20 protein-coding genes are annotated in these 23350 nt (G+C 61.2%); all 20 read left to right on the forward strand.

Annotated features, from left to right (window positions below; all coding sequences use genetic code 11):
• Nucleotides 1–136 precede the first annotated feature (136 nt).
• The 20 genes from BLR69_RS09155 to nuoL all read left to right on the forward strand — a co-directional run bounded on the left by BLR69_RS09155 (nucleotide 137) and on the right by nuoL (nucleotide 23337).
• Entirely contained in the window at nucleotides 137–2362 is a 2226-nt protein-coding gene (locus tag BLR69_RS09155; RefSeq protein WP_071493385.1) for an NADP-dependent isocitrate dehydrogenase, read from the forward strand.
• Between the two features lie 225 nt (nucleotides 2363–2587).
• Entirely contained in the window at nucleotides 2588–3034 is a 447-nt protein-coding gene (locus BLR69_RS09160) for an NUDIX hydrolase (RefSeq protein WP_071493386.1), read from the forward strand.
• Nucleotides 3035–3093: 59 nt separating this feature from the next.
• Nucleotides 3094–4218: a tRNA 2-thiouridine(34) synthase MnmA gene (gene mnmA, locus BLR69_RS09165; protein WP_071493387.1), complete on the forward strand. Its 1125-nt coding sequence runs from the start codon at nucleotides 3094–3096 to the stop codon at nucleotides 4216–4218.
• Complete coding sequence (gene hflD / locus BLR69_RS09170; RefSeq protein ID WP_058425015.1) at nucleotides 4215–4838, forward strand: high frequency lysogenization protein HflD; 624 nt, start codon at nucleotides 4215–4217, stop codon at nucleotides 4836–4838. The genes mnmA and hflD overlap by 4 nt, the downstream gene beginning before the upstream one ends.
• Before the next feature lie 125 nt (nucleotides 4839–4963).
• Nucleotides 4964–6334: an adenylosuccinate lyase gene (gene purB / locus BLR69_RS09175; RefSeq protein ID WP_071493388.1), complete on the forward strand. Its 1371-nt coding sequence runs from the start codon at nucleotides 4964–4966 to the stop codon at nucleotides 6332–6334.
• Nucleotides 6335–6418: 84 nt separating this feature from the next.
• A complete protein-coding gene (locus tag BLR69_RS09180; protein WP_071493389.1) occupies nucleotides 6419–7585 on the forward strand; it encodes a ribosomal protein uL16 3-hydroxylase in 1167 nt (388 codons plus the stop codon).
• Nucleotides 7578–8000, forward strand: coding sequence for a GNAT family N-acetyltransferase (locus BLR69_RS09185; RefSeq protein ID WP_033896835.1), 423 nt, complete (start codon nucleotides 7578–7580; stop codon nucleotides 7998–8000). Before BLR69_RS09180 ends, BLR69_RS09185 begins: the two co-directional genes overlap by 8 nt.
• Before the next feature lie 228 nt (nucleotides 8001–8228).
• Nucleotides 8229–8966: a secretin N-terminal domain-containing protein gene (locus tag BLR69_RS09190; protein WP_071493390.1), complete on the forward strand. Its 738-nt coding sequence runs from the start codon at nucleotides 8229–8231 to the stop codon at nucleotides 8964–8966.
• Nucleotides 8967–9456: 490 nt separating this feature from the next.
• The gene (aceA, locus tag BLR69_RS09195; RefSeq protein ID WP_005789113.1) at nucleotides 9457–10782 is read left to right on the forward strand and encodes an isocitrate lyase; all 1326 of its coding nucleotides are present in this window, start codon (nucleotides 9457–9459) and stop codon (nucleotides 10780–10782) included.
• 659 nt (nucleotides 10783–11441) lie between these two features.
• On the forward strand, nucleotides 11442–11855 hold the full coding sequence (locus tag BLR69_RS09200) for an NADH-quinone oxidoreductase subunit A (RefSeq protein WP_003219575.1): 414 nt from the start codon (nucleotides 11442–11444) through the stop codon (nucleotides 11853–11855).
• A 10-nt stretch (nucleotides 11856–11865) separates the two neighbouring features.
• The gene (locus BLR69_RS09205; protein WP_003174719.1) at nucleotides 11866–12540 is read left to right on the forward strand and encodes a NuoB/complex I 20 kDa subunit family protein; all 675 of its coding nucleotides are present in this window, start codon (nucleotides 11866–11868) and stop codon (nucleotides 12538–12540) included.
• A 72-nt stretch (nucleotides 12541–12612) separates the two neighbouring features.
• Complete coding sequence (nuoC, locus tag BLR69_RS09210; protein ID WP_033896875.1) at nucleotides 12613–14397, forward strand: NADH-quinone oxidoreductase subunit C/D; 1785 nt, start codon at nucleotides 12613–12615, stop codon at nucleotides 14395–14397.
• Nucleotides 14398–14399: 2 nt separating this feature from the next.
• Complete coding sequence (gene nuoE, locus BLR69_RS09215; protein ID WP_003174721.1) at nucleotides 14400–14897, forward strand: NADH-quinone oxidoreductase subunit NuoE; 498 nt, start codon at nucleotides 14400–14402, stop codon at nucleotides 14895–14897.
• The gene (gene nuoF, locus BLR69_RS09220; protein WP_003174722.1) at nucleotides 14894–16249 is read left to right on the forward strand and encodes an NADH-quinone oxidoreductase subunit NuoF; all 1356 of its coding nucleotides are present in this window, start codon (nucleotides 14894–14896) and stop codon (nucleotides 16247–16249) included. The genes nuoE and nuoF overlap by 4 nt, the downstream gene beginning before the upstream one ends.
• A 135-nt stretch (nucleotides 16250–16384) precedes the next feature.
• On the forward strand, nucleotides 16385–19099 hold the full coding sequence (gene nuoG / locus BLR69_RS09225) for an NADH-quinone oxidoreductase subunit NuoG (protein WP_071493391.1): 2715 nt from the start codon (nucleotides 16385–16387) through the stop codon (nucleotides 19097–19099).
• Nucleotides 19096–20103: an NADH-quinone oxidoreductase subunit NuoH gene (gene nuoH / locus BLR69_RS09230; protein ID WP_017137518.1), complete on the forward strand. Its 1008-nt coding sequence runs from the start codon at nucleotides 19096–19098 to the stop codon at nucleotides 20101–20103. Before nuoG ends, nuoH begins: the two co-directional genes overlap by 4 nt.
• Nucleotides 20104–20114: 11 nt before the next feature.
• Nucleotides 20115–20663, forward strand: a complete 549-nt coding sequence (gene nuoI, locus BLR69_RS09235; protein WP_003174725.1) for an NADH-quinone oxidoreductase subunit NuoI — start codon at nucleotides 20115–20117, stop codon at nucleotides 20661–20663.
• A 9-nt stretch (nucleotides 20664–20672) separates the two neighbouring features.
• Complete coding sequence (gene nuoJ, locus BLR69_RS09240) at nucleotides 20673–21176, forward strand: NADH-quinone oxidoreductase subunit J (RefSeq protein WP_016974048.1); 504 nt, start codon at nucleotides 20673–20675, stop codon at nucleotides 21174–21176.
• Nucleotides 21177–21178: 2 nt separating this feature from the next.
• A complete protein-coding gene (nuoK, locus tag BLR69_RS09245; protein ID WP_003174727.1) occupies nucleotides 21179–21487 on the forward strand; it encodes an NADH-quinone oxidoreductase subunit NuoK in 309 nt (102 codons plus the stop codon).
• Nucleotides 21484–23337 (forward strand): NADH-quinone oxidoreductase subunit L, encoded by a 1854-nt coding sequence (gene nuoL / locus BLR69_RS09250; protein ID WP_058425022.1) that lies wholly within the window; start codon nucleotides 21484–21486, stop codon nucleotides 23335–23337. Before nuoK ends, nuoL begins: the two co-directional genes overlap by 4 nt.
• Nucleotides 23338–23350 lie beyond the last annotated feature (13 nt).

Below are 23350 nucleotides of genomic sequence, written 5' to 3' on the forward strand. Positions count from 1 at the left end.
TCGACTGATGCAACCCAACATCACCGCGAAGAAACCTCGACATTTCGCTCATGGATGACTTTGAACGAACGCGCTCCACCCGGCGCATCTCGAGTTTCTGCGCACGCTTTCAGCAAAGAAGAGAGTTAATCCGAATATGCCCACCCGCTCGAAGATCATCTACACCTTCACCGACGAAGCCCCGGCCCTCGCCACCTATTCACTGCTGCCTATCGTAGAGGCCTTCACCGCTTCCGCTGATATTGCCGTGGAAACCCGCGACATCTCCCTCGCCGCGCGCATCCTCGCAAGCTTCCCCGAGCAACTGGGCGCCAAGGCCATCCCGGACCACCTCGCCGAACTGGGCGACCTGGCCGTTACGCCTGAAGCCAACATCATCAAGCTGCCTAACATCAGCGCCTCGACCCCGCAGCTGCAAGCCGCGATCAAGGAACTGCAGGCCCAGGGCTACGCCCTGCCGGACTACCCGGAAACCGTAACCACCGACGCGGAAAAAGAAACCCGTGCACGTTACGACAAGGTCAAGGGCAGCGCCGTGAACCCGGTACTGCGCGAAGGCAACTCCGACCGCCGCGCACCGCTGTCGGTCAAGAACTACGCACGCAAGCACCCGCACAAGATGGGCGCCTGGGCTGCCGACTCCAAGTCGCACATCGCCCACATGAGCAACGGCGACTTCTACGGCAGCGAAAAAGCCGTACAGATCGAAGGCGCTGATGCTGTCAAAATCGAGCTGATCGCCCAGGACGGCACCGCCACCGTCCTGAAGGAAAAGACCTCGGTACAGGCCGGCGAAATCATCGACACCGCCGTACTGAGCAAGAAAGCCCTGCGCGCGTTCATCGCCGCTGAAATCGAAGACGCCAAGAAACAAGGCGTGCTGCTGTCGGTTCACCTGAAAGCCACCATGATGAAGGTCTCCGACCCGATCATGTTCGGCCAGATCGTTGCCGAGTTCTATAAAGACGCCCTGGCCAAGCACGCCACCGTACTTGAGCAGATCGGTTTCAACCTGAACAACGGCATCGGCGACCTGTACGCACGCATCAAGGCCCTGCCGGCCGAGCAGCAAGCACAGATCGAAGCCGACATCGCAGCGGTCTACGCCGCTCGCCCTGCCCTGGCGATGGTCAACTCCGACAAAGGCATCACCAACCTGCACGTGCCGAGCGACGTGATCGTCGACGCCTCGATGCCAGCCATGATCCGTGACTCCGGCAAGATGTGGGGCACCGATGGCCAGCTGCACGACACCAAGGCGGTGATCCCGGATCGCTGCTACGCGACCATCTACCAGGCGGTCATCGAAGACTGCAAGGCCAACGGTGCCTTCGACCCAACCACCATGGGCAGCGTGCCGAACGTTGGCCTGATGGCGAAGAAAGCCGAAGAATACGGCTCCCACGACAAGACCTTCCAGATCAAGGCTGACGGCGTAGTCCGCGTCACCGACAGCAAGGGCAACCTGCTGATGGAACAGAAAGTCGAAGCCGGCGACATCTTCCGCATGTGCCAGACCAAAGACGCGCCGATCCAGGACTGGGTCAAACTGGCCGTCAACCGCGCCCGCGCCAGCAACACCCCGGCCATCTTCTGGCTGGACCCACAGCGCGCACACGACGGCGTCGTGGTCGAGAAGGTGCAGGCTTACCTGAAAGACCACAACACCGACGGCCTGGACATCCGCATCATGTCGCCGGTCGACGCGATGAAGTTCACCCTGGAGCGCACCCGCAAGGGCCTGGACACCATCTCGGTGACCGGCAACGTACTGCGCGACTACCTGACCGACCTGTTCCCGATCATGGAACTGGGCACCAGTGCCAAGATGCTGTCGATCGTGCCGCTGATGAACGGCGGTGGCCTGTTCGAAACCGGCGCCGGCGGTTCGGCACCAAAGCACGTGCAGCAACTGGTGGAAGAGAACTTCCTGCGCTGGGATTCCCTGGGCGAGTTCCTGGCCCTGGCGGCCTCCCTTGAGCATTTGGGTGTGACGTACAACAACCCGAAAGCCCTGGTTCTGTCCAAGACCCTGGACCAGGCCACCGGCCAGTTCCTCGACAACAACAAGTCGCCATCGCGCAAAGTCGGCAACATCGACAACCGCGGCAGCCACTTCTACCTGGCGCTTTACTGGGCCCAAGCCCTGGCCGCCCAGAGCGAAGACACTGCACTGCAAGCGCAGTTCGGCGAACTGGCCAAGACCCTGACCGCGAACGAGGCAACCATCGTTGCCGAACTCAACGCCGTCCAGGGCAAGCCAGTGGACATCGGCGGCTACTACGCGCCTAACCCAGAGCTGACCAGCAAGGCCATGCGCCCAAGCAACACCCTCAATGCGGCGATTGCCAAGTTGAAGTAAGGTTGTAAGGATGCAAAGAAGCCCCGGCCCCGTGCCGGGGTTTCTGTTTTATGTGCTTTCTTACTGAAGAAACCCAATCAAACTGTGGGAGGGGGCTTGCCCCCGATGGCAGTAGGTCAGGCACAGATAGATCAACTGACACTCCCTCATCGGTGGCAAGCCCCCTCCCACACTGACTGTTATCCTGCTCCAGGACTGCACCGCATCTTAAATCCAGAGGCAACCATGACTTGGCAACCCCACATCACCGTCGCCACCATCGTCGAAGACGATGGCAAGTTCCTGATGGTCGAAGAACTCAAGGGCGGCCGCGCCGTGCTCAACCAGCCCGCCGGCCACCTCGACCCGCATGAAACCCTCACCGAAGCCGCCGTACGCGAGACCCTCGAAGAAACCGGCTGGGATGTGGAAGCCACCGGCATCGTCGGCATTTACCTGTACACCGCCCCGAGCAATGGCGTGACTTATCAAAGAGTCTGCTTTATCGCCAAGGCCCTGAAACACCACCCCGACTACCCACTCGACGACGGCATCCTGCGCGCCCGCTGGCTGAGCCGTGACGAGCTGATGAGCCTGCGCGACGACTGGCGCAGCGAGCTGATCATCCGCTGCATCGATGATTATCTGGCCGGCCAGCGCCACAGTCTCGAATTGATCCGCCCTTCTCTTTAGCCTTGAAGGCCCGAGCCTGATAGAATCGCGTCCTTTTTCAAGACACCCGTTGAAACCCTATGCGTGATCCAGCCCCTTCTGACACACAAAAGAAGCGCGTCATCGTCGGCATGTCCGGCGGCGTGGATTCTTCCGTTTCCGCCGTTCTGCTCATGGAGCAGGGTTATGAGGTGGAAGGCCTGTTCATGAAGAACTGGGAAGAAGACGATGGAACGGAATATTGCACCGCGATGGACGACCTGGCGGATGCCCAGGCCGTGTGCGACAAGATTGGCATCAAGCTGCACACCGCCAACTTCGCCGCCGAGTACTGGGACAACGTGTTCGAGCACTTCCTGGCCGAATACAAGGCCGGCCGCACGCCGAACCCGGACATCCTGTGCAACCGCGAGATCAAGTTCAAGGCGTTCCTCGACTACGCCATGATGCTCGGCGCCGACCTGATTGCCACTGGCCACTACGTGCGCCGCCGCGACATTGATGGCCGCACCGAACTGCTCAAGGGCCTGGACCCGAACAAGGACCAGAGCTACTTCCTGCACGCCGTCGGCGGCGAACAGATCGCCAAGACCCTGTTCCCGGTAGGCGAGCTGGAAAAACCCGAAGTGCGCAGGATCGCCGAGAAACACGGCCTGGCTACCGCCAAGAAGAAGGATTCCACCGGCATCTGCTTTATCGGCGAGCGCCGCTTCAGCGACTTCCTCAAGCAATACCTGCCGGCGCAACCGGGCGAGATCCACACCACCGAAGGTGAGGTCATCGGCCGTCACCATGGCCTGATGTACCACACCATCGGCCAGCGCCAGGGCCTGGGCATCGGCGGCTTGAAAGACGCCGGTGAAGAGCCGTGGTACGTGCTGGTCAAGGACCTGGAAAACAACGTGCTGATCGTCGGCCAGGGCAACGAGCACCCGCTGTTGTTCTCCGGCGCCCTGCTCGCCTCCGAGATCTACTGGGTCAACCCGATCGACCTGAGCACCCCACGCCACCTGACCGCCAAGGTGCGCTATCGCCAGAGCGACCAGCCGTGCACCCTGGAAAAAACCGCTACCGGCTACCGTGCCACCTTTGATGACCCGCAACGCGCGGTCACCCCTGGCCAGTCCGTGGTGTTCTACGATGGCGAAATCTGCCTGGGCGGCGGCGTGATTGAAATCGCCGAAGCCTGGAGCCAGAAGGCATGAGCCCGACCCAGGAGCAATTGACGGCACTGGGCGGGGTGTTCCTCGCCGCGGTATTGGTGGACAAGATCGCCAAGACCGGCCAGGTCACCGAGGCCGGCCTGACCTGCATGCTCGGCAGCCTGTTGATCCGCGACCCCAAGGACACCCTGGAAGTCTACGGTGGCGACGACCTGGCGCTGCGTGAAGGTTACCGCGCGCTGATCGGCGCCCTGGAGCGCGACCCCAGCACCCTGCAGCGCGAGCCGCTGCGCTACGCCCTGTCGATGCTCGGCCTCGAGCGCCAACTGGCCAAGCGCGAGGACATGCTGGAGGTCATCGGCAAACGCCTGCCGCAGATCCAGTCCCAGGTGGAACACTTCGGCCCGGCCCACGAAAACGTGATCGCCGCCTGTGGCGCGCTGTACCAGGACACATTGAGCACCTTGCGCCAACGCATCCAGGTACACGGCGACATGCGCAACCTGCAACAACCGAACAACGCTTCGAAAATCCGCGCCCTGCTGCTGGCCGGTATTCGTTCGGCGCGGTTGTGGCGCCAGTTGGGCGGTCATCGTTGGCAGCTGGTGATCAGCCGGCGCAAATTGCTCAAAGAGCTTTACCCGTTGATGCGCAACGAATAAGTCGCAGCAGCAGGCCATTTTCAAGCCGTTACGCGTAATACGCCGGTCAGTTGGCAACGGACCGGCGGATTTTTTCATGTATGATACGCGCCCCATTTCGTTGCCCGACTGTCCGAGAACACCCCATGCAGCTCTCTTCGCTCACTGCGGTTTCCCCTGTAGACGGCCGCTACGCCGGCAAAACCCAGGCCCTGCGCCCTATTTTCAGCGAATACGGCCTGATCCGCGCTCGTGTACTGGTTGAAGTGCGTTGGCTCCAGCGCCTGGCCGCTCACCCCGCCATCAGCGAAGTGCCGGCGTTTTCCGCCGAAGCCAACGCTGCGCTCAACACCCTGGCGGAAAACTTCTCCCTGGAGCACGCCGAGCGTGTGAAAGAGATCGAGCGCACCACCAACCACGACGTCAAAGCCATCGAATACCTGCTCAAAGAGCAAGCGGCCAAGCTGCCGGAACTGGCCCAGGTCAGCGAATTCATCCACTTTGCCTGCACCAGCGAGGACATCAACAACCTGTCCCACGCCCTGATGCTGCGCGAAGGCCGTGATGACGTGATGCTGCCGCTGATGCGTCAGACCGCCAACGCCATCCGCGAACTGGCCATCCGCTTCGCCGACGTGCCGATGCTGTCGCGCACCCACGGCCAGCCGGCGTCGCCGACCACCCTGGGCAAAGAACTGGCCAACGTGGTGTACCGCCTGGAACGCCAGATCGCTCAAGTCGCCGCTGTACCGCTGCTGGGCAAGATCAACGGCGCCGTGGGCAACTACAACGCCCACCTGTCGGCCTACCCGGAGATCGACTGGGAAGCCAACGCCCGCGCTTTCATCGAAGATGAGCTGGGCCTGGGCTTCAACCCGTACACCACGCAGATCGAACCGCACGACTACATCGCCGAGCTGTTCGACGCCATTGCGCGCTTCAACACCATCCTGATCGACTTCGATCGCGATATCTGGGGCTACATCTCCCTGGGCTACTTCAAGCAGCGCACCATTGCCGGTGAAATCGGTTCGTCGACCATGCCGCACAAGGTCAACCCGATCGACTTCGAAAACTCCGAAGGCAACCTCGGCATCGCCAACGCCCTGTTCCAGCACCTGGCCAGCAAGTTGCCGATCTCCCGCTGGCAGCGCGACCTGACCGACTCCACCGTACTGCGCAACCTCGGCGTGGGCTTCGCTCACAGCGTGATCGCGTACGAAGCCAGCCTCAAAGGCATCAGCAAGCTGGAACTCAACGAGCAGAAGATCGCCGCTGACCTGGACGCGTGCTGGGAAGTCCTGGCCGAGCCGATCCAGACCGTGATGCGCCGCTACAACATCGAAAACCCGTACGAGAAGCTCAAAGAGTTGACGCGCGGCAAGGGCATCAGCCCTGAAGCGCTGCAAACTTTCATCGACGGCCTGGACATGCCAGCCGCCGCCAAGGCCGAACTGAAACTGCTCACCCCGGCCAACTACATCGGTAACGCTGTAGAGCAAGCCAAGCGCATCTGATCATCGCAAGACCCTTTGAGACGCCCGGCCGCGCCGGGCGTTTTTATTCCAGTCTGAAAAGTGCTTTTTTTCAATAGGTTACACATGAATCCTGATATCCCTCTTCAACTTCTGGGCGGCATCACGGCACGGGAATTCCTGCGCGACTACTGGCAGAAAAAACCGCTGCTGATCCGCCAGGCCATTCCTGATTTCGAAAGCCCGATCGACGCCGACGAACTGGCCGGCCTGGCACTGGAAGAAGAAGTCGAGTCGCGCCTGGTGATCGAGCATGGCGAGCGCCCGTGGGAGCTGCGTCGCGGTCCGTTCGCCGAAGACGCCTTCAGCACCCTGCCTGATCGTGAGTGGACCCTGCTGGTACAGGCGGTCGACCAGTTCGTACCGGAAGTGGCCGAATTGCTGGAGCAGTTCCGCTTTCTGCCGAGCTGGCGCATCGACGATGTGATGATCAGCTTCGCCGCACCGGGCGGCAGCGTTGGCCCGCACTTCGACAACTACGACGTGTTCCTGCTGCAAGCCCAGGGCAAGCGCAACTGGAAGATCGGCCAGATGTGCAGCTCCGAAAGCGCGCTGCTGCAGCACGCCGACCTGCGCATCCTCGCCGAATTCGAAGAAAGCGCCGAGTGGGTCCTGGAACCGGGCGACATGCTTTACCTGCCGCCGCGCCTGGCGCATTTCGGCATTGCCGAAGACGACTGTATGACCTACTCCGTGGGCTTCCGCGCACCGAGCGCGGCCGAGGTGCTGACCCACTTCACCGACTTCCTCAGCCAGTACCTGACCGACGAAGAGCGCTACACCGACGCCGACGCCCAGCCGGTCAGCGACCCGCATCAGATCCAGAGCGACGCCCTGGATCGCCTCAAGAGCCTGCTCGCCGAGCACATGAGCGACGAGCGTATGCTGCTGACCTGGTTCGGCCAGTTCATGACCGAACCGCGCTACCCGGAACTGGTGGCCGGCGAAGAACTCGGCGAAGAGGACTTCATCAGCGCCCTGGAAGACGGCGCGATCCTGGTGCGCAACCCAAGCGCACGAATGGCCTGGTCGGAAGTGGATGACGATGTACTGCTGTTCGCCAGCGGGCAAAGCCGTTACCTGCCGGGTAAATTGCGTGAACTGCTGAAGCTGGTGTGTTCGGCCGATGCGCTGCACAGCGAGAACCTGGGCGAATGGCTGGCGGACGAAGACGGCCGCGACCTGCTGTGCGAATTGGTCAAGCAAGGAAGCCTGGGATTTGCCGATGAATAAGATTCACGTAAGTGTCGCGGACTGGCAAAAGGATATCGCCGAGATTCGGCGCATTCGTGAAGCGGTGTTTATCGCTGAACAATCGGTTCCACCGGAGCTGGAGTGGGACGCGGACGACGCCGGCGCGGTGCATTTCCTTGCATTCGAAGGCGATTTTCCGATTGGCACTGCGCGCCTGCTGCCCAGTGGCGAGATCGGACGCGTTTCGGTCCTCAAGGACTGGCGCGGCTTGAAGGTCGGCGACAAGCTGATGGAAGCGGTGATCGGCGTGGCCGAGAAACGTGGCCAGACCCGGCAGTTCCTGAGTGCGCAGGTTTATGCTGCACCGTTCTATGAGCGGCTGGGTTTCAAGATTGTCAGTGATGAGTTTCTTGAAGTCGGGATTCCGCATGTGGATATGGTGCGCGGGGACTGATCCGACACCGCGTCGCCTGCATCGCAGGCAAGCCAGCTCCCACACTTGACCGAGTACACTCCTTGGAATGCGGTCAAATGTGGGAGCTGGCTTGCCTGCGAAAGCGATATCAGCAGCACCATAAATGCCCTGCACTGCCAGGGCATTTTGCCGTCTACGATTCAATTTGCGACCCGCCAGGCCGACAAACTGGCACTATCCAGCCTTTGACTCGCAGAGATAACGGACATGTCCCTACGCACCCTGCTCACCGCCCTCCTCCTGACCGCCAGCGTCTCGGCCGTGGCCGACACCGAAGTGGTCAACCTGAGCAACCGCACCAGCGCCGACTTGCTCCCCGTGGCGCAGAACTTCATCGGCAAGGACGGCACCGTCAGCGCCTACGGCAATCAACTGATCGTCAAGGCCGACCCTGGCAAGATCCAGGACCTTCGCGCCCTGCTGTCTCAACTGGATACTCCGGCCAAACGCCTGCTGATCACCGTCGACACCAACGAAAACAACCAGCAGAACACGGGAGACAGCCAGACCCGCATCATCAGCTACGGCACCACCAGCCGCGACGGCGGTACCCAGCAGATCCAGGCCAGCGAAGGCGTGCCTGCGCTGATCCAGGTCGGCCAGAGTGTGCCACTGACCACCACCCAGCAGGACAGCTATGGCCGCCTGCAAAACCAGACCCAGTATCGCAACGTGACCCAGGGCTTCTACGTGACCGCCAGCGTCACCGGCGAGACCGTGCACCTGGCAATCAGTACCAATCGTGACCGCATGAGCCAGGAGCGTCCCGATGTAGTGAACGTACAGAGTACCGACACAACCGTCAGTGGGCGCCTAGGCGAGTGGATCACCCTGGCCGGCATCAATCGCGAGACCCAAGCCGACAAATCCGCTACAACCCGCAGCTACTCTACTCAGGGCCGTGATGACCTGACGGTGCGCGTCAAGGTCGACACCCTGAACTGAAGCACCAAAAACTGACTGATGAGTCGTATTAGACTAAAGATGTAGTGCTTTAAAAAAAGCACTACAAAACATTTGACGATCCAAAAAAGCCTGGGCATGATGGCCTCGCTCCCGCTAATCAGGGGCCCTGGCAAGGGCCTTCGGATCGCGCTCCAAGCTACCCACCTGAGCCGATTCGTGTCTGTACCGCCCACAAGGCGTGTTTGACGAGGTTGCGACTGGAACGAAGTTGTCCCGAGGGACGGAAGCTAACCAGGTAACCCGGCTACACGCTGTTGAACACCCGAGGGCCCACGACGCCCGAAGACTGTTCTCGGTCCGCCTGTACCTGCCCGACCCTCTCGCTACTCGTTCATCCCGTCGCATTCCCCGCCAGACCCGACATGACCGCCTAAGCTTCTGGTCAGCGAGCAGCCCTGCCCCCGCACTTGAATGCAGGGCTGGCAAATGGATTTTTCCACCACACGAAGACGCGACGAGGTTTACTTCCATGGCACTGACACGCGAACAGCAAATTGCAGCCCTCGAGAAAGACTGGGCTGAAAACCCACGCTGGAAAGGCGTGACCCGCGCTTACTCCGCTGCTGACGTCGTCCGCCTGCGTGGCTCGGTTCAACCTGAGCACACCTTTGCAAAACTCGGCGCCGAGAAGCTGTGGAAGCTGGTTACCCAAGGGGCCAAGCCTTCCTTCCGTCCCGACAAAGATTTCGTCAACTGCATGGGCGCCCTCACTGGCGGCCAGGCAGTCCAGCAGGTGAAAGCCGGTATCCAGGCGATCTACCTGTCCGGCTGGCAAGTGGCGGCGGACAACAACTCCGCTGAATCCATGTACCCCGACCAATCGCTGTACCCGGTGGATTCGGTTCCAACTGTGGTCAAGCGCATCAACAACTCGTTCCGTCGTGCCGACCAGATCCAGTGGAAAGCCGGCAAGAACCCGGGCGATGAAGGCTACATCGATTACTTCGCGCCGATCGTGGCCGACGCCGAAGCCGGTTTCGGCGGTGTACTCAACGCCTACGAACTGATGAAGAGCATGATCGAGGCAGGTGCTGCCGGCGTGCACTTCGAAGACCAACTGGCATCCGTGAAGAAATGCGGTCACATGGGCGGCAAGGTATTGGTGCCTACCCAGGAAGCCGTACAGAAGCTGACCGCTGCGCGCCTGGCCGCTGACGTTGCTGGCACGCCAACCATCATCCTGGCGCGTACCGACGCCAACGCTGCTGACCTGCTGACTTCGGACTGCGACCCGTATGACCAGCCCTTCGTGACTGGCGAGCGCACCCAGGAAGGCTTCTATAAGGTACGTGCCGGTCTCGACCAGGCCATCGCTCGCGGCCTGGCCTACGCCCCGTACGCCGACCTGATCTGGTGTGAAACCGCCAAGCCGGACCTGGACGAAGCCCGTCGATTCGCCGAGGCGATCAAGAAGGAATACCCGGACCAACTGCTGTCCTACAACTGCTCGCCTTCCTTCAACTGGAAGAAGAACCTGGACGACGCGACCATCGCCAAGTTCCAGCGCGAACTGTCCGCCATGGGCTACAAGCACCAGTTCATCACCCTGGCCGGCATCCACAACATGTGGCACAGCATGTTCAACCTGGCGCACGATTACGCCCGCAACGACATGACCGCCTACGTGAAGCTGCAGGAGCAGGAGTTCGCTGACGCCGCCAAGGGCTACACCTTCGTGGCTCACCAGCAGGAAGTGGGCACCGGCTACTTCGACGACATGACCACCGTGATCCAGGGCGGCACCTCGTCCGTGACCGCGCTGACCGGCTCGACCGAAGAAGAGCAGTTCCACTAAGCACCGCGTACACGGCCACTGCAGCCCCAAGGAAGACCTAACCGCAGTGCCGCACAACGATCACGCCCCGACCTGTTCGGGGCGTTTTTTTGCCTCGTGAAAACCTCCCTGACAAAATGAAGGTCAAAATGTGGGAGGGGGCTTGCCCCCCGATGAGGGAGCGTCAGTTGATACATCTGTGACTGACCCGCCGTCATCGGGGGCAAGCCCCCTCCCACATTAAGAACGGTGGTGACCTCGGAATTTTTGTACGAAACATTGATCCAGAGCGGTATTTGCAGGGATCAAATCGGTTAAAAGATCCCCGTCGGCAACTAAGCGGTATTCAACCAAGTAACAGCAACTTCCCCCGCCCCACCACACACACCCGCTTAAAACCCGCGCAAACAATATTCATTATCATTTAGACCATGAAAACTTCGTTACCGGTTAAACAAAACACATTTGATTAAATGCCCGCTAATGCCCGCCACACAAGGGCTGCAGCCCCAAGAAGGTGCACTATGTGCTTATTCCATCGAATAATTTCGCCATAGGAATTTTACTTGCCCGGTGTTTAGCCATAAAATCACCGCGATTGATTGCAGTGCGACATATCGTCACTGCATCGTTACTTTTTCGAGCTCAGAGACCTTTGCTCTCTGTTAAGGATTTCCAGCATGACCGAAGCGACAGGACTCATGGCCCACAACTGGGGCTTTGCCATTTTCCTCCTCGGTGTTGTCGGCCTCTGCGCCTTCATGCTCGGTGTCTCCAGCCTCCTCGGGTCAAAAGCCTGGGGCCGCAGCAAAAATGAACCGTTCGAGTCCGGCATGCTGCCTACAGGTGGCGCCCGCTTGCGGCTCTCAGCCAAATTCTATCTGGTCGCGATGCTGTTCGTGATCTTCGATATCGAAGCCCTCTTTCTCTTTGCCTGGTCTGTGTCCGTCCGCGAAAGCGGCTGGACCGGATTCGTCGAAGCCCTCGTTTTCATAGCAATTCTGTTGGCAGGCCTTGTCTACCTATTCCGAGTGGGCGCCCTTGACTGGGCTCCGGAAGCTCGTCGTAAGCGGCAAGCGAAGCTGAAACAATGAGGCTTTGGCGATGCAATACAATCTCACCAGGATCGACCCGGATGCTCCTAACGAGCAGTACCCCATCGGCGAACGGGAAACCGTTTCCGACCCGTTAGAAGACCAAGTCCACAAAAACATCTACATGGGCAAGCTGGAAGACGTGCTGAGTGGCGCGGTCAACTGGGGGCGTAAAAACTCCCTGTGGCCGTACAACTTCGGTCTTTCGTGCTGCTACGTGGAAATGACCACCGCCTTCACGGCGCCCCACGACATCGCGCGCTTTGGCGCCGAAGTTATCCGGGCCTCGCCGCGCCAGGCGGATTTCATGGTTATCGCCGGTACCTGCTTCATCAAGATGGCGCCGATCATCCAGCGTCTCTACGAGCAAATGCTCGAGCCGAAGTGGGTTATCTCCATGGGTTCGTGCGCCAACTCCGGTGGCATGTACGACATCTATTCCGTCGTTCAAGGGGTGGACAAGTTCCTGCCCGTGGACGTCTACGTGCCTGGCTGCCCGCCTCGCCCTGAAGCGTTCCTGCAAGGCTTGATGCTGTTGCAGGAATCGATCGGCAAGGAGCGTCGTCCGCTTTCCTGGGTCGTCGGCGATCAAGGCGTGTACCGCGCCGAGATGCCGTCGCAAAAGGAACAGCGCCGCGAACAGCGTATCGCAGTCACCAACCTGCGCAGCCCCGACGAAGTCTGATCCAGCACCGCTTCTTTTATAGAACGAACACCTGGCTTCATTCTTTACGTTGACCGAAAGCGATAAAAAACCATGACTACAGGCAGTGCTCTGTACATCCCGCCTTATAAGGCAGACGACCAGGATGTGGTCGTCGAACTCAATAACCGTTTTGGCCCTGACGCCTTCACCGCCCAGGCCACGCGCACCGGTATGCCGGTGCTGTGGGTGGCGCGTGCCAAGCTCGTCGAAGTCCTGACCTTCCTGCGCAACCTGCCCAAGCCGTACGTCATGCTCTATGACCTGCATGGCGTGGACGAGCGTCTGCGCACCAAGCGCCAGGGGCTGCCGAGTGGCGCCGATTTCACCGTGTTCTACCACCTGATGTCGCTGGAACGTAACAGTGACGTGATGATCAAGGTTGCGCTGTCGGAAAGCGACTTGAGCATCCCGACCGTGACCGGTATCTGGCCGAACGCCAGCTGGTACGAGCGCGAAGTCTGGGACATGTTCGGCATCGACTTCCCGGGCCACCCGCACCTGACGCGCATCATGATGCCGCCGACCTGGGAAGGTCACCCGCTGCGCAAGGACTTCCCGGCGCGCGCTACCGAATTCGACCCGTTCAGCCTCAACCTCGCCAAGCAACAGCTTGAAGAAGAAGCTGCGCGCTTCCGTCCGGAAGACTGGGGCATGAAGCGCTCCGGCACCAACGAGGACTACATGTTCCTCAACCTGGGCCCGAACCACCCTTCGGCCCACGGTGCCTTCCGTATCATCCTGCAACTGGACGGCGAAGAAATCGTCGACTGCGTGCCGGACATCGGCTACCACCACCGTGGTGCCGAGAAGATGGCCGAGCGCCAGTCGTGGCACAGCTTCATCCCGTACACCGACCGTATCGACTACCTCGGCGGCGTGATGAACAACCTGCCGTACGTGCTCTCGGTCGAGAAGCTGGCCGGCATCAAGGTGCCGGACCGCGTCGACACCATCCGCATCATGATGGCCGAGTTCTTCCGGATCACCAGCCACCTGCTGTTCCTGGGTACCTATATCCAGGACGTCGGCGCCATGACCCCGGTGTTCTTCACCTTCACCGACCGTCAGCGCGCCTACAAGGTCATCGAAGCCATCACCGGTTTCCGCCTGCACCCGGCCTGGTACCGCATCGGCGGCGTGGCCCACGACCTGCCGAATGGCTGGGAACGCCTGGTCAAGGAGTTCATCGACTGGATGCCCAAGCGTCTGGACGAGTACCAAAAGGCGGCGCTGGATAACAGCATCCTCAAGGGTCGTACCATCGGCGTCGCGCAGTACAACACCAAGGAGGCCCTGGAATGGGGCGTCACCGGTGCTGGCCTGCGTTCCACCGGCTGCGACTTCGACCTGCGTAAAGCGCGCCCGTACTCCGGCTACGAGAACTTCGAATTCGAAGTCCCGCTGGCGGCCAATGGCGATGCCTACGACCGCTGCATCGTGCGCGTCGAAGAAATGCGCCAGAGCCTGAAGATCATCGAGCAGTGCATGCGCAACATGCCGGCCGGCCCGTACAAGGCGGATCACCCGCTGACCACGCCGCCGCCGAAAGAGCGCACGCTGCAGCACATCGAAACCCTGATCACGCACTTCCTGCAGGTTTCGTGGGGTCCGGTGATGCCGGCCAACGAGTCCTTCCAGATGATCGAAGCGACCAAGGGTATCAACAGTTATTACCTGACGAGCGATGGCGGCACCATGAGCTACCGCACCCGGATCCGTACCCCGAGCTTCGCCCACTTGCAGCAGATCCCTTCGGTGATCAAAGGCGAGATGGTCGCGGACTTGATTGCGTACCTGGGTAGTATCGATTTCGTTATGGCCGACGTGGACCGCTAAGCATGAACAGCACGCTTATCCAGACAGACCGTTTCACCTTGAGTGAAACCGAGCGCTCGGCCATCGAGCACGAGCTGCATCACTACGAAGATCCGCGCGCTGCGTCGATCGAAGCCTTGAAGATCGTCCAGAAGGAACGTGGCTGGGTGCCGGACGGCGCCCTCTATGCCATCGGCGAGATTCTCGGCATCCCTGCCAGCGACGTTGAAGGCGTGGCCACGTTCTACAGCCAGATCTTCCGCCAGCCGGTGGGCCGCCACATCATTCGCGTGTGCGACAGCATGGTCTGCTACATCGGCGGCCACGAATCCGTGGTCAGCGAGATCCAGAACAAGCTGGGCATCGGCCTCGGCCAGACCACTCCGGACGGCCGCTTCACGCTGCTGCCGGTGTGCTGCCTGGGCAACTGCGACAAGGCGCCGGCGTTGATGATCGACGACGACACATTCGGTGACGTGCAGCCTGCTGGCGTGACCCAATTGCTCGAGGGCTACCCATGACCCTGACTTCTTTCGGCCCGGCCAACCTGATCAAGCGTTCGCCCGAGACCCACCCGCTGACCTGGCGCCTGCGTGACGATGCCGAGCCGGTATGGCTCGACGAGTACCAGGCCAAGAACGGTTACGCCGCTGCGCGCAAAGCCTTCGCCGACATGGCCCAGGACGATATCGTCCAGACCGTGAAAGACGCCGGCCTCAAGGGCCGCGGCGGTGCGGGCTTCCCCACGGGCGTGAAGTGGGGCCTGATGCCCAAGGACGAATCCATCAACATCCGCTACCTGCTGTGCAACGCGGATGAAATGGAGCCGAACACCTGGAAAGACCGCATGCTGATGGAGCAACTGCCCCATCTGCTGATCGAAGGCATGCTGATCAGCGCCCGCGCGCTGAAAACCTACCGGGGCTACATCTTCCTGCGTGGCGAATACACCACCGCCGCCAAGCACCTCAACCGTGCCGTGGAAGAAGCCAAGGCCGCCGGCCTGTTGGGCAAGAACATCCTCGGTTCGGGTTTTGACTTCGAACTGTTCGTGCACACCGGCGCCGGGCGCTACATCTGCGGGGAAGAAACCGCACTGATCAACTCCCTCGAAGGCCGCCGCGCCAACCCGCGCTCCAAGCCGCCCTTCCCTGCCGCCGTGGGCGTGTGGGGCAAGCCGACCTGCGTGAACAACGTCGAGACCCTGTGCAACGTGCCGGCGATCATTGCCGACGGCGTGGACTGGTACAAATCGCTGGCCCGAGAAGGCAGCGAAGACATGGGCACCAAGCTCATGGGCTTCTCCGGCAAGGTCAAGAACCCTGGCCTGTGGGAACTGCCGTTCGGCGTGACCGCACGCGAGCTGTTCGAGGACTACGCCGGCGGCATGCGCGACGGCTACACCTTGAAAGCCTGGCAGCCAGGCGGCGCCGGTACCGGTTTCCTGTTGCCCGAGCATCTCGACGCACAAATGTATGCCGGCGGCATCGGCAAGGTGGGCACCCGTATGGGTACCGGCCTGGCGATGGCGGTGGACAACACCGTGAACATGGTCTCGTTGCTGCGCAACATGGAGCAGTTCTTCGCCCGCGAATCCTGCGGCTTCTGCACCCCATGCCGCGACGGCCTGCCATGGAGCGTCAAGCTGCTGATGGCCCTGGAAAATGGCGAAGGCCGCGAGGGTGATATCGAAACCCTGCTGGGCCTGGTCGGTTTCCTCGGCCCAGGCAAGACCTTCTGTGCTCACGCACCGGGCGCCGTGGAGCCATTGGGCAGCGCCATCAAATACTTCCGCTCGGAGTTCGAAGCCGGCATCGCGCCTACCAGCGCCGCCGTGCCGCCTCTGGCGAGGCCGATCGTAGTCGGCGCGTAACGCTTTAACAGGTGAAGGGTCCGTGCCCTTCACCTGCTCATGGGCTGACGCCGTAAAGGCTGTGTTGAGGCCCATGAATAACAAGATTCCATTAGCCACGCCCGCTGACAACGGGCCAACGAAGAACTTTGAACCATGGCCACTATCCACGTAGACGGCAAAGCGCTCGAAGTCGATGGGGCAGACAACCTGTTACAGGCCTGTCTGTCGCTCGGTCTCGATATCCCGTATTTCTGCTGGCACCCCGCGCTTGGTAGCGTCGGGGCCTGCCGCCAGTGTGCGGTCAAGCAGTACACCGACGAGAACGACACCCGTGGTCGTATTGTCATGTCCTGCATGACCCCAGCCACCGACAACACCTGGATCTCCATCGACGATGATGAATCCAAGGCGTTCCGCGCCAGCGTCGTCGAATGGCTGATGACCAACCACCCCCACGACTGCCCGGTCTGTGAGGAAGGCGGTCACTGCCACCTGCAAGACATGACGGTGATGACCGGCCACAACGAGCGCCGTTATCGCTTCACCAAGCGTACCCACCAGAACCAGGACCTCGGCCCGTTCATTTCCCACGAAATGAACCGCTGCATCGCCTGCTACCGTTGCGTGCGCTTCTATAAGGACTACGCCGGCGGCACCGACCTCGGCGTATTCGGCGCTCATGACAACGTGTATTTCGGTCGCGTTGAAGACGGCGTGCTCGAAAGCGAGTTCTCCGGCAACCTCACCGAGGTCTGCCCGACCGGTGTGTTCACCGACAAGACCCACTCCGAGCGCTACAACCGCAAATGGGACATGCAGTTCGCCCCGAGCATCTGCCATGGCTGCTCCAGCGGTTGCAACATCTCCCCGGGCGAGCGCTACGGCGAACTGCGCCGCATCGAAAACCGCTTCAACGGCTCGGTCAACCAGTACTTCCTGTGCGACCGTGGCCGTTTCGGCTATGGCTACGTCAACCGCGAAGACCGCCCACGCCAGCCACTGTTGGCCGACGGCGCCAAACTGAGCCTGGACGACGCGCTGGATAAAGCCGCCGATCTGCTGCGCGGCCGAAATATCGTCGGTATCGGTTCACCGCGCGCCAGCCTCGAAAGCAACTTCGCGCTGCGCGAGCTGGTCGGTGCCGAGCACTTCTACTCCGGTATCGAAGCCGCTGAGCTGGAGCGCATCCGCCTGGTCCTGCAAGTGTTGAACGACAGCCCGCTGCCGGTTCCGAACATGCGCGACATCGAAGACCACGACGCCATCTTCGTGCTCGGTGAAGACCTGACCCAGACCGCCGCCCGCATCGCCCTGTCGCTGCGCCAGTCGGTCAAGGGCAAGGCTGAAGACATGGCCGACGCCATGCGCGTCCAGCCATGGCTCGACGCCGCGGTGAAAAACATCGGCCAGCACGCGCTGAACCCGCTGTTCATTGCAAGCTTGGCTGAAACCAAGCTCGACGACATCGCCGAAGAATGTGTGCACGCAGCGCCGGACGACCTGGCGCGCCTCGGTTTCGCCGTGGCCCACGCTCTCGACGCCAGCGCGCCTGCCGTCGAAGGCCTGGACACCGAAGCCGGTGAACTGGCCCAACGCATTGCCGACGCCCTGCTGGCGGCCAAGCGCCCATTGATCATTGCCGGCACCTCGTTGGGTTCCAAGGCGCTGATCGAAGCCGCCGCCAACATCGCCAAGGCCTTGAAGCTGCGCGACAAGAACGGTTCCATCAGCCTGGTGGTGCCGGAAGCCAACAGCCTTGGCCTGGCCATGCTCGGTGGCGAGTCACTGGACGCCGGCCTGCAAGCGGTGATCGACGGCAACGCCGACGCCATCGTGGTACTGGAAAACGACCTGTACACCCGCACCGATGCCGCCAAGGTTGACGCTGCACTGAACGCGGCCAAAGTGCTGATCGTTGCCGATCACCAGAAGACCGCCACCAGCGACCGCGCCCACCTGGTACTGCCAGCCGCCACCTTCGCTGAAGGCGACGGTACCCTGGTCAGCCAGGAAGGCCGTGCCCAGCGCTTCTTCCAGGTGTTCGATCCGAAGTACATGGACGCCAGCATCCTGGTTCACGAAGGCTGGCGCTGGCTGCACGCCTTGCGCGCCACCCTGCTGAACCAGCCGATCGACTGGACCCAGCTCGACCACGTCACCGCAGCCACCGCTGCCAGCGCCCCGCAACTGGCGCGGATCGTCGACGCTGCACCGTCCGCCTCGTTCCGCATCAAGGGCATGAAACTGGCCCGTGAGCCGCTGCGTTACTCCGGTCGTACCGCCATGCGCGCCGACATCAGCGTGCATGAACCGCGTACCCCGCAAGACAACGACACCGCGTTCGCCTTCTCCATGGAAGGTTACTCGGGTTCGGTCGAGCCACGTCAGCAGGTGCCATTTGCCTGGTCGCCGGGCTGGAACTCGCCGCAGGCCTGGAACAAGTTCCAGGACGAAGTCGGTGGTCACATCCGCGCTGGCGACCCGGGCACCCGCCTGATCGAAAGCACCGGTGATGCGCTGAACTGGTTCGCCGCCGTACCGCGTCCGTTCAACCCGGCCCAGGGCACCTGGCAGGTCGTGCCGTTCTTCCACCTGTTCGGCAGCGAAGAGAACTCTTCCAAGGCCGCACCGGTGCAAAGTCGCATTCCTGAGGCCTACGTATCCGTGGCCAAGTCCGAAGCCGACCGCCTGGGCGTCAACGACGGTGCCCTGCTCAGCCTGAACGTGGCCGGCCAGACCCTGCGTCTGCCGCTGCGCATCAACGATGAGTTGGGTGCCGGTCTGGTTGCACTGCCTAAAGGCCTCGCCGGTATCCCGCCGGCGATCTTTGGCAAAACCGTTGACGGTCTGCAGGAGGCAGCGCAATGACCTGGTTCACCCCTGAAGTGATCGACGTGATCATCTCGGTCGTCAAGGCCATCGTGATCCTGTTGGCCGTGGTCGTCGCGGGCGCCCTGCTCAGCTTCGTCGAACGTCGCCTGCTGGGCTGGTGGCAGGACCGCTACGGTCCGAACCGCGTTGGCCCGTTCGGCATGTTCCAGATCGCCGCCGACATGCTGAAAATGTTCTTCAAGGAAGACTGGACCCCACCGTTTGCCGACAAGGTGATCTTCACCCTGGCACCGGTCGTGGCCATGAGTGCCTTGCTGATCGCCTTCGCGATCATCCCGATCACCCCGACCTGGGGCGTGGCGGACCTGAACATCGGCTTGCTGTTCTTCTTCGCCATGGCCGGTTTGTCGGTCTACGCGGTGCTGTTCGCCGGTTGGTCGAGCAACAACAAGTTCGCCCTGCTGGGCAGCTTGCGGGCTTCGGCCCAGACCGTGTCCTACGAAGTGTTCATGGGCCTCGCGCTGATGGGCATCGTGGTGCAGGTTGGCTCGTTCAACATGCGCGACATCGTCGAGTACCAGGCGCAGAACCTGTGGTTCATCATTCCGCAGTTCTTCGGCTTCTGTACCTTCTTCATCGCTGGCGTGGCCGTGACTCACCGTCACCCGTTCGACCAGCCGGAAGCGGAACAGGAACTGGCCGACGGTTACCACATCGAATACGCCGGCATGAAATGGGGCATGTTCTTCGTCGGCGAATACATCGGCATCATCTTGATCTCGGCCCTGCTGGTCACGCTGTTCTTCGGCGGCTGGCACGGTCCATTCGGCATCCTGCCGCAGTTGGCGTTCTTCTGGTTCTTCCTGAAGACCGCGTTCTTCATCATGTTGTTTATCCTGCTGCGCGCTTCCATTCCGCGTCCACGATACGACCAGGTGATGGATTTCAGCTGGCGCTTCTGCCTGCCACTGACCCTGATCAATTTGCTGGTGACGGCTGCCGTTGTGTTGTTGAACACGCCAGCCGGCGCGGTTCAGTGAGGATTTGACCCATGTTCAAATATATTGGCGACATCGTTAAGGGTACCGGTACCCAGTTGCGAAGCCTGGTGATGGTGTTCGGTCACGGCTTCCGCAAACGCGACACCCTGCAATACCCGGAAGAAGCGGTGTACCTGCCGCCGCGCTATCGCGGCCGTATCGTGCTGACCCGCGACCCCGATGGCGAAGAGCGTTGCGTAGCCTGCAACCTGTGCGCCGTGGCGTGCCCGGTGGGTTGCATCTCCCTGCAGAAAGCTGAAACCGAAGACGGTCGCTGGTACCCGGACTTCTTCCGCATCAACTTCTCGCGCTGCATTTTCTGCGGCCTCTGCGAGGAAGCTTGCCCGACCACCGCGATCCAGCTCACGCCGGATTTCGAGATGGCCGAGTTCAAACGTCAGGACCTGGTGTACGAGAAAGAAGATCTGCTGATCTCTGGTCCCGGTAAAAACCCTGATTACAACTTCTATCGTGTTGCAGGTATGGCCGTTGCCGGTAAGCCGAAAGGCGCCGCACAAAACGAAGCCGAGCCGATCAACGTGAAGAGCTTGCTGCCTTAAGGAAGAAAGATGGAATTCGCTTTCTATTTCGCATCGGGTATCGCGGTTGTGTCCACGCTTCGCGTGATCACCAACACCAACCCTGTGCACGCCCTGCTCTACCTGATCATTTCGCTGATCGCCGTGGCCATGACCTTCTTCAGCCTCGGCGCGCCGTTCGCCGGTGTGCTGGAAGTGATCGCCTACGCCGGTGCCATCATGGTGCTGTTCGTGTTTGTGGTAATGATGCTCAACCTGGGGCCGGCTTCGGTCGCCCAGGAGCGCGTCTGGCTCAAGCCCGGCATCTGGCTCGGCCCGGTTGTCCTGGCAGCGCTGCTGCTGGGTGAGCTGCTGTATGTGCTGTTCGCTCACCAGAGCGGCCAGGCCATCGGCCACACCACCGTGGATGCAAAAGCCGTGGGCATCAGCCTGTTCGGCCCGTACCTGCTGGTGGTCGAACTGGCGTCGATGCTGCTGCTCGCTGCAGCCGTCACCGCCTTCCACTTGGGCCGCAACGAAGCCAAGGAGCAATGACGATGCCTGCTATCCCTTTGGAGCATGGTCTGGCGGTCGCCGGCATCCTGTTCTGCCTTGGCCTGGTCGGCCTGATGGTCCGCCGTAACATTCTGTTCGTGTTGATGAGCCTGGAAATCATGATGAACGCCGCGGCACTTGCGTTCATCGTTGCGGGTGCACGTTGGGGCCAGCCGGATGGACAAGTCATGTTCATCCTGGTGATCAGCCTGGCAGCCGCCGAGGCCAGCATTGGCCTGGCGATCCTGCTGCAACTGTATCGTCGCTTCCACACGCTTGATATCGACGCTGCCAGTGAGATGCGCGGATGAACATGATCTTTCTGACTTTCGTATTCCCCCTGATCGGTTTCCTGCTGCTGTCGTTCTCCCGTGGACGCTGGTCGGAAAACCTCTCGGCCCTGGTGGGCGTGGGTTCCATTGGCCTGTCGGCGATCGTCGCCGCCTACGTCATCTGGCAATTCAACGTGGCGCCGCCGGAAGGCGGTCACTACACCCTGGTGCTGTGGCAGTGGATGTCGGTGGAGGGCTTCAAGCCCAACTTCGCCCTCTACGTCGACGGCCTGTCGATCACCATGCTCGGCGTGGTTGTCGGCGTGGGCTTCCTGATCCACCTGTTCGCGTCCTGGTACATGCGCGGTGAAGCCGGCTACTCGCGCTTCTTCTCGTACACCAACCTGTTTATTGCCAGCATGCTGTTCCTGGTGCTCGGCGATAACCTGTTGTTCCTGTACTTCGGCTGGGAAGGCGTGGGCCTGTGCTCGTACCTGTTGATCGGTTTCTACTACAGCAACCGCAACAACGGTAACGCAGCCCTCAAGGCCTTTATCGTCACCCGCATCGGCGACGTGTTCATGGCCATCGGCCTGTTCATCCTGTTTCAACAGGTGGGCACGCTGAACATCCAGGAACTGCTGGTGCTGGCACCGCAGAAATTCCAGGTCGGTGACTTCTGGATCACCCTGGCTACCCTGATGCTGCTGGGCGGCGCCGTGGGTAAATCCGCGCAACTGCCACTGCAAACCTGGCTGGCGGACGCGATGGCCGGCCCTACCCCGGTTTCCGCACTGATCCACGCGGCCACCATGGTCACCGCCGGTGTCTACCTGATCGCGCGTACCCACGGCCTGTTCACCCTGGCGCCGGACATCCTGCATCTGGTCGGCATCGTCGGTGGCGTGACCCTGGTCCTGGCTGGCTTTGCTGCCCTGGTACAGACCGACATCAAGCGCATCCTCGCCTACTCGACCATGAGCCAGATCGGCTACATGTTCCTGGCCCTGGGCGTTGGCGCCTGGGACGCGGCGATCTTCCACCTGATGACCCACGCCTTCTTCAAGGCCCTGCTGTTCCTCGCCTCCGGTGCGGTGATCGTTGCCTGCCACCACGAGCAGAACATCTTCAAGATGGGCGGCCTGTGGAAGAAACTGCCACTGGCCTACGCCAGCTTCATCGTCGGTGGTGCCGCCCTGGCCGCCCTGCCGCTGGTGACCGCCGGTTTCTACTCGAAGGATGAGATCCTTTGGGAAGCCTTCGCCAGCGGCAACCAGAACCTGCTGTACGCAGGCCTGGTGGGTGCATTCATGACCTCGCTGTACACCTTCCGCCTGATCTTCATCACCTTCCACGGTGAAGCCAAGACCGAAGCCCACGCAGGCCACGGCATCTCGCACTGGTTGCCATTGTCGGTACTGATCATCCTGTCGACCTTCGTCGGCGCCATGATCACTCCGCCTCTGCACGGTGTACTGCCGCAAAGCGTCGGCCATGCCGGCGGCGCAGCCCAGCACAGCCTGGAAATCGCCTCGGGCGCCATCGCCATTGCCGGTATCCTGCTGGCGGCCCTGCTGTTCCTCGGCAAGCGTCGCTTCGTGACAGCCGTCGCCAACAGTGGTATTGGCCGCTTCCTGTCGGCCTGGTGGTTCGCTGCCTGGGGCTTCGACTGGATCTACGACAAACTGTTCGTCAAGCCTTACCTCGCCATCAGCCACATTCTGCGCAAAGACCCGCTCGACCAGACCATCGGTCTGATCCCGCGTGCCGCCAAGGCCGGTCACACCGCCCTGAGCCGCAGCGAGACTGGCCAGTTGCGTTGGTACGCTGCTTCCATGGCTGCCGGTGCGGTACTGGTTATTGGCGCCATCGTCGTGGTAGCGGTCTGATTATGAACATTGC

The sequence above is a fragment of the Pseudomonas azotoformans genome, from assembly GCF_900103345.1.
Lineage (GTDB): Bacteria > Pseudomonadota > Gammaproteobacteria > Pseudomonadales > Pseudomonadaceae > Aquipseudomonas > Aquipseudomonas azotoformans.